The 6,236-nt window shown below is 59.2% G+C and carries 7 protein-coding genes and 1 tRNA gene; all 8 read left to right on the forward strand.

Annotated elements, in window-relative coordinates:
* The first annotated feature begins 141 nt into the window (after positions 1 to 141).
* Entirely contained in the window at positions 142 to 831 is a 690-nt protein-coding gene (locus I2D57_RS03650; RefSeq protein ID WP_195361512.1) for an HAD family hydrolase, read from the forward strand.
* Positions 832 to 840: 9 nt separating this feature from the next.
* A complete protein-coding gene (locus I2D57_RS03655) occupies positions 841 to 1,521 on the forward strand; it encodes a thiamine diphosphokinase (protein ID WP_195361513.1) in 681 nt (226 codons plus the stop codon).
* Positions 1,522 to 1,627: 106 nt separating this feature from the next.
* Positions 1,628 to 1,703: transfer RNA gene (locus I2D57_RS03660), tRNA-Ala, on the forward strand.
* A 772-nt stretch (positions 1,704 to 2,475) separates the two neighbouring features.
* Positions 2,476 to 3,027: an antiterminator LoaP gene (gene loaP / locus I2D57_RS03665; RefSeq protein WP_271749045.1), complete on the forward strand. Its 552-nt coding sequence runs from the start codon at positions 2,476 to 2,478 to the stop codon at positions 3,025 to 3,027.
* Between the two features lie 66 nt (positions 3,028 to 3,093).
* Positions 3,094 to 3,843 carry a sugar transferase gene (locus tag I2D57_RS03670; protein ID WP_271749044.1) on the forward strand — a complete coding sequence of 250 codons (750 nt, stop codon included), beginning with the start codon at positions 3,094 to 3,096 and terminating at the stop codon, positions 3,841 to 3,843.
* The gene (gene cps2T / locus I2D57_RS03675; RefSeq protein WP_195361515.1) at positions 3,843 to 5,009 is read left to right on the forward strand and encodes a beta 1-4 rhamnosyltransferase Cps2T; all 1,167 of its coding nucleotides are present in this window, start codon (positions 3,843 to 3,845) and stop codon (positions 5,007 to 5,009) included. Before I2D57_RS03670 ends, cps2T begins: the two co-directional genes overlap by 1 nt.
* A gap of 3 nt (positions 5,010 to 5,012) precedes the next feature.
* Positions 5,013 to 5,912, forward strand: a complete 900-nt coding sequence (gene rfbA, locus I2D57_RS03680) for a glucose-1-phosphate thymidylyltransferase RfbA (protein WP_195361516.1) — start codon at positions 5,013 to 5,015, stop codon at positions 5,910 to 5,912.
* Positions 5,913 to 5,931: 19 nt separating this feature from the next.
* On the forward strand, positions 5,932 to 6,236 hold a 305-nt coding region (locus I2D57_RS03685; RefSeq protein ID WP_195361517.1), incomplete at its 3' end, for a GDP-mannose 4,6-dehydratase.

Here is a 6,236-nt window from a genome sequence, read left to right on the forward strand (position 1 = left end):
CGACATGTTTATACCACTGGCAGAATTGCCGTGGTAAAACCCTTGACAGTTTTACCAATTAGGGTTTCAAAACTGATAGGCTTACGTTTGGTAAAACGTTTTTAGCAGGTTGTTTACCATTTGACATCGAAAGGTTCGTATATGTCCCATACCGCCGCTCCCAAGGTTGCTTTTATTTTCGATTGCGATGGCACGTTGGTTAACAGCACCCCCGTCTGGGGCTATGCGCAGCTCGAGTTATTGCGCCGTCATGGCATTGATGGAACGGTCGACGATTTTGCCCAGTTTGAACATCTTTCGCTGGAGGACGAGTGCCAGGCCTACCACGACACGTGGGGCATTGGCACGAATGGCGAGGAAGTTTATCGCGAGCTGGGCGAGATTTTGATTGATGGGTACTCCAAGGTGCCGCCGCGCGAGGGGCTCCTGGCATTTTTGGAGCAGGCGAAGGCGGCAGACATCGCCATGTGCGTTGCCACGTCCACGCCGGTCGAGCTGGTGCAGCCCGCGCTCGCCGGTGCCGGGCTCGATGCTTACATGGAGTTTGTTACCACGACGGGCGAGGCGGGACGCTCCAAACAGTTCCCCGATGTGTACGAGCTGGCGCTGCGCCGCCTGGAGGAGCGACATGGGCACAAGTTTGAGCGCGCTTGGGTATTTGAGGACGCCGTTTTTGGCCTAAAAAGCTCTGGCTCCGCCGGCTTTAAGCGTGTAGGCATCTATGACCCGCACGGCCGCATGAAGCGCGACGATGTGCGCGACAACTGCGATATCTTTATCGACAGCTATGAGGACCTGGATCTGGCTCGCGTGCTTTCGTTTGAGGGATAGGCGAGGGCTGTGGCTTGCAAGGTATTAGTTGTCTGCGGCTCGCCCGTGGTGGCGAGCACGGATTTGTTGAGTAGGCTAGCAGGGGAGTGCGACCACGTTGTCGCCGTGGACCGCGGACTCGACGCGCTGCTGGGCGCCGGCTTGAGCTGCGACGTATATGTGGGGGATGCCGACACGGTGAGCGATGCAGGTCGCGCGTTAGTCGATGCCGCCACCAACTTTGAAGTTGAACGCCACGACCCCTACAAGGACTATACCGATCTGGCGTTGGCGCTCGATTCCGTCCGCCGTCGCTGGCCAGGTGTCGAAGTGGTTGCGACTTGCGCCACGGGCGGCCGTCCCGATATGGCCCTGTCTGTGTTAGGACTACTGGCTGGATATGCGGATGCCCCTGTCTGGATTGCCGAGGACAAGGTGGTCGCCCGCATCCTTCGCGCAGGCGAATCGTGGACCATCGAAGGCGCCGAAGGCAAGACGTTCTCCATCATCGCCATAGCCCCTAACACCGAGATAAGCGAACACGGCCTAGAATGGGAGCTAGATCACAGCCCCCTGGGCCTGTTGGCTGACACGGGCATTAGCAACGTCGTCAGGTCAACCGCAACGATCCAAGTCCACGCCGGTACTGCAATAGCGTATTTGCTGCATCAGGGTTTTATCGGGACGGCGGATAAAAATAACCGCTCGTAGAGTGATTATTTTTGCCCCGTCCCAGGAAAACCCGTAAGTGCGAGGATCAATTGCAAAAAACTTCTTGCACAACTAAGAATCTTCCCCTATAGTATCTCCTCGTCACGGGGGCGTAGCTCAGCTGGGAGAGCGCTTGACTGGCAGTCAAGAGGTCAGGGGTTCGATCCCCCTCGTCTCCACCATCGTGAATGCAAAGGCCTTCGGAATTCCGAAGGCCTTTTTTCATGCCAAAACACCACGCGCTGCAAACCCCACCTACGCCAACAAAAAGTTGCACAATTAATTTCCCATGTCTGTACATAGTTTGTTGGACAAACGCGATTACCAGCACACCTCGCTGGTCAATTCGGGCTTCAGGAACGTCTCTAATCATCGCTTGCACCCTAATAACCTGCATCAACGTGAACAACATCCCAAAACAACCCCCTTAAGCACGTCAAATGAACGATATGTTGTTCAACGCAGCCCAAATCAGTTTCACTAACAGTTTGTGCTAGGATACCTAACGTTACATGAGTTCAACTGCGTTTTGCGGCTCCAGCAAGTCGCAAAACGCAGGGTCGATCAGCATCCGGCCGTAACGGCGGTGCCAGAAACACCACGAGCTCCAATAAAGAAGTCATGCGTCGTTGTTTATTTGTGTTGAGTTAATTTCCTGGTGCAAATAATTAGTAGATTGCATGCCAAAGCGAAATAGCTATGCAGCTGGCTACGTGCGGTCCAGTTTTGTACCCGCTTGACTGGGTCGCACGCAGCCAGCTGGAGTCGCGGTCATTTTGCGATACACGTCCGCGTCTCCAGCAACTGCGCTTATACATACCGTTCACGGTGGGGCAGAGCCACGTGCTTGTCTAACTGGGCTCAGGGTTTGAATATGGAGCGCCTTCGCGCACAAGCGCCCTAGCGAAGCCATACACAAACCTCGTGAGCCACACGTAAGACAGCAAGGGGGTGGTGCTCGTGTGGTATGTGATCCAGGTCATTAACGGTCGCGAAGACGTAATGCGTGAGCGCATCGAGCGCATGGTACCGGCGAGCGCCATGCAGGAGCTCTTTTATCCCCAATTTCAAACCGAGATTAAAGTTCACGGCGAATGGGTCAATACGACCAAGCCTCTCTTTCCCGGTTATCTTATCTGCGACACGGCAGATCCCCGTACCGTGCAACAGTATCTGCTACGCATGGACGACTTTGCCCGGGTGCTTTCCCAGGACGGTCAGTTTGTGCCGCTGGCAAAAGAAGAGACCCAGCTCATTGGCAGCTTTACGCATAGGGGAGACCGCGTAGTACCCATGAGCGAGGCCCTAAAAGACGGCGACCAGGTCGTAGTTACGGCTGGTCCGCTGCTGGGACACGAAGGCCTTATCAAAACCATTAACAGACGCAAGAGCACTGCTTATTTAGAGCTCGACCTGTGCGGCCGACGCGTAACTACGCGCGTTGGCCTTGCCGTGCTTTCGACCGAGCAGCGTGTAATGCGCAACCTTAAAAAGGCGATCGCCTAGCTGCAGGCGACTGCTTAACGGAACAGGGAGGAGCCCCGACCAGGGGACGAAGTGTTGGAAGAGAACGTGTCGGATAAAACTCAATATACAACGGATGCACCCGCGGGGGCGGCGCTGATTTCTCAGGCCATGGACCGGCGTGAGGGCGCCGGCCGCTACAGGGCCATGCAATCCATCATGGACTGGGATCGCTCGCGCCTAGCCTACCGCACCGTCAAGCGCGCGTTCGACATCGTGTTCAGCGGTGCCGTGCTCCTCGTTATCGCGATCCCTAGCTTAGTGCTGGCGGCGGCCATCCGCATGGAGAGCGAGGGCAGCCCCTTCTACAGCCAGATCCGCGTTGGTCAGACCCGCCCCGACGGCAGCCTGTCAACCTTCCGCATGTGGAAGTTCCGCTCCATGTACAAGGACGCCGACGAGCGCCTCGCCGAGCTCAAGGAGCAAAACGAGATCGCCGGCGCCATGTTCAAGATGAGGGAGGACCCCCGCGTCACCAAGATCGGGAAGTTCATCCGCAAGCACTCCATCGACGAGTTCCCGCAGTTCATTAACGTATTCCTGGGCCAGATGTCCGTCGTGGGTCCGCGCCCGCCGCTGCCTAATGAGGTTGCGGAGTACACCGAGTACGACCTGCAGAGGCTAGCAGTGAAACCAGGCATTACGGGGCTCTGGCAGGTTACGGAGCGCAACTCCACCGGTTTCGACGGCATGGTCCGCCGGGACCTCGAATACATAGCCAAGCGCGGAGTCATCACGGACTTCAAGATCATCCTCCTAACGGTTCTGGAGGTCTTTAACGGGAGCGATGCGTACTAATGCAGCATGTTTTCATCATCGGATCCAAGGGAATTCCGGCAAACTACGGCGGTTACGAGACGTTCGTGGAGAAACTGACCGAGAATCAGGTATCGCCCGACATCAAGTACCACGTGGCGTGCGCTGTGGACTCCGCCGAGGTGGTCGGCGAGTTCGAGCACAACGGAGCGCATTGCTTCAAGGTACTACGCAGGCCCGTCGGAGCCGCTAGGGCGATCTTCTACGATATAGACGCCCTCAAGTGGTGCACCGCCTATATCGAGAATAACCGTGTCGAGCACCCCATCGTCTACGTGCTGGCCTGTCGCATCGGACCGTTTTTCGGAAAGTACGTAAAGAGGATCCACGCCCTTGGTGGCAAGGTCTTCGTGAACCCCGACGGCCACGAGTGGAAGCGCGCCAAGTGGAGCGCGCCCGTCCGCAGGTACTGGAAAGTCTCGGAGCGCGGGATGGTCAAGCACGCCGACCTGATGGTGTGCGACTCCAAGAACATCGAGAAGTACATTCGAGGGGAGTATGCCGACCTGCACCCCGAGACGACCTTCATCGCCTACGGGGCCGACATCAGGCACTCAGCGCTCGCGGACGACGACCCCAAGTTCACTGGATGGCTCTCCGAGAAGGGCCTCGAGCCCTTCGGCTACTACCTGGTCGTGGGACGCTTCGTGCCTGAGAACAACTACGAGACCATGATCCGGGAGTTCATGGCTTCCGACTCCAAGCGGGATTTCGCGCTCGTGACGGGAGTGGACGACTCCTTCCTCGCGGAGCTCGAGCGGAAGACACACTTCAAGTCCGACCCACGCATCAAGTTCGTCGGGACCGTCTACGACCAGGAGCTCCTGAAGAAGATCCGTGAGCAGGCTTATGGCTACTTCCACGGCCATGAGGTCGGGGGTACCAATCCGAGCCTCCTGGAGGCGCTGGCGTCCACGCGCCTCAACCTCCTTCTCGACGTCGGTTTCAACCGCGAGGTCGCTGAGGACTCGGCCCTGTATTGGAGCAAGGAATCCGGAGACTTGGCTGAACTTATCAATAGCGCCGACGTGATGGATTGGAAGTCGATCGAGGAGCTCGATACGGCATCGACCTCCGTTATCCGCGACCGGTATTCGTGGCGGTCCATCACTGACAGCTACGAAGACCTTTTCCTCGGAAGGAGATAACCAGTGAAAGGCATCATCCTCGCCGGCGGGTCCGGCACCCGCCTGTACCCGCTCACGCTCGTGACCTCCAAGCAGCTGCTGCCGGTCTACGACAAGCCCATGATCTACTATCCGCTTAGCACCCTCATGCTGGCGGGCATCCGGGACATCCTGGTCATCTCCACCCCGACCGACCTGCCCAACTTCGAGCGCCTGCTCGGGGACGGCTCGCGCTACGGCGTGAACCTCTCCTACGCCGAGCAGCCCTCGCCGGACGGCCTGGCGCAGGCCTTCACCATCGGCGAGGAGTTCATCGCCGGCGAGCCGTGCGCCCTGGTGCTGGGCGACAACATCTTCTACGGCAACGGCCTGTCCCGCCACCTGACGCGCGCCGTCCAGAACTCCGAGTCGGGCCGCGCCACGGTCTTCGGCTACCACGTGGACGACCCCGAGCGCTTCGGCGTCGTGGAGTTCGACCGCGAGGGCAGGGCCGTCTCCATCGAGGAGAAGCCCGAGTGCCCCAAGAGCTCCTATGCCGTCACCGGCCTGTACTTCTACCCGGGCGACGTGGCCGCCAAGGCACATGGGGTGGAGCCGTCCGCGCGCGGCGAGCTGGAGATCACCACGCTCAACCAGATGTACCTGGAGGAGGGGACGCTGTCCGTCGTCACCCTCGGCCGAGGCTACGCGTGGCTGGACACCGGCACCATGGAGAGCCTGCACGAGGCCGCGGAGTTCGTCCGCGCCGTGGAGCACTCCCAGGACCTGCCGGTCTCGGTCCCCGAGGAGATCGCCTGGGAGAACGGCTGGATCACGACCGCCGAGCTCGAGGAGGCCGCGAAGGCCTACGGCAAGTCGGTCTACGGCCAGCACCTCAAGAAGGTCGCCGCCGGCGAGATCGTCAACAGCCCGCGCGAGTACTAGGAACCGAGGAGATACGAACATGGCAGAGGAGACCTTCTCCCCGAAGAACATCATCGTCACGGGCGGCTGCGGCTTCATCGGCAGCAACTTCGTGCACTACGTCGTGAACAACCACCCGGACGTCCACGTCACCGTCCTGGACAAGCTGACCTACGCCGGCAACCCCGAGAACATCGCCGGGCTGCCGTCGGACCGCGTGGAGCTCGTCGTCGGTGACATCTGCGACGCCGAGCTGCTCGACAGGCTCGTCCCCGGCCACGACGCCATCGTGCACTACGCCGCCGAGAGCCACAACGACAACTCCATCGCCGACCCGGAGCCCTT

Source organism: Collinsella aerofaciens, from assembly GCF_015553355.1.
In the GTDB taxonomy this organism is placed as follows: domain Bacteria; phylum Actinomycetota; class Coriobacteriia; order Coriobacteriales; family Coriobacteriaceae; genus Collinsella; species Collinsella aerofaciens_V.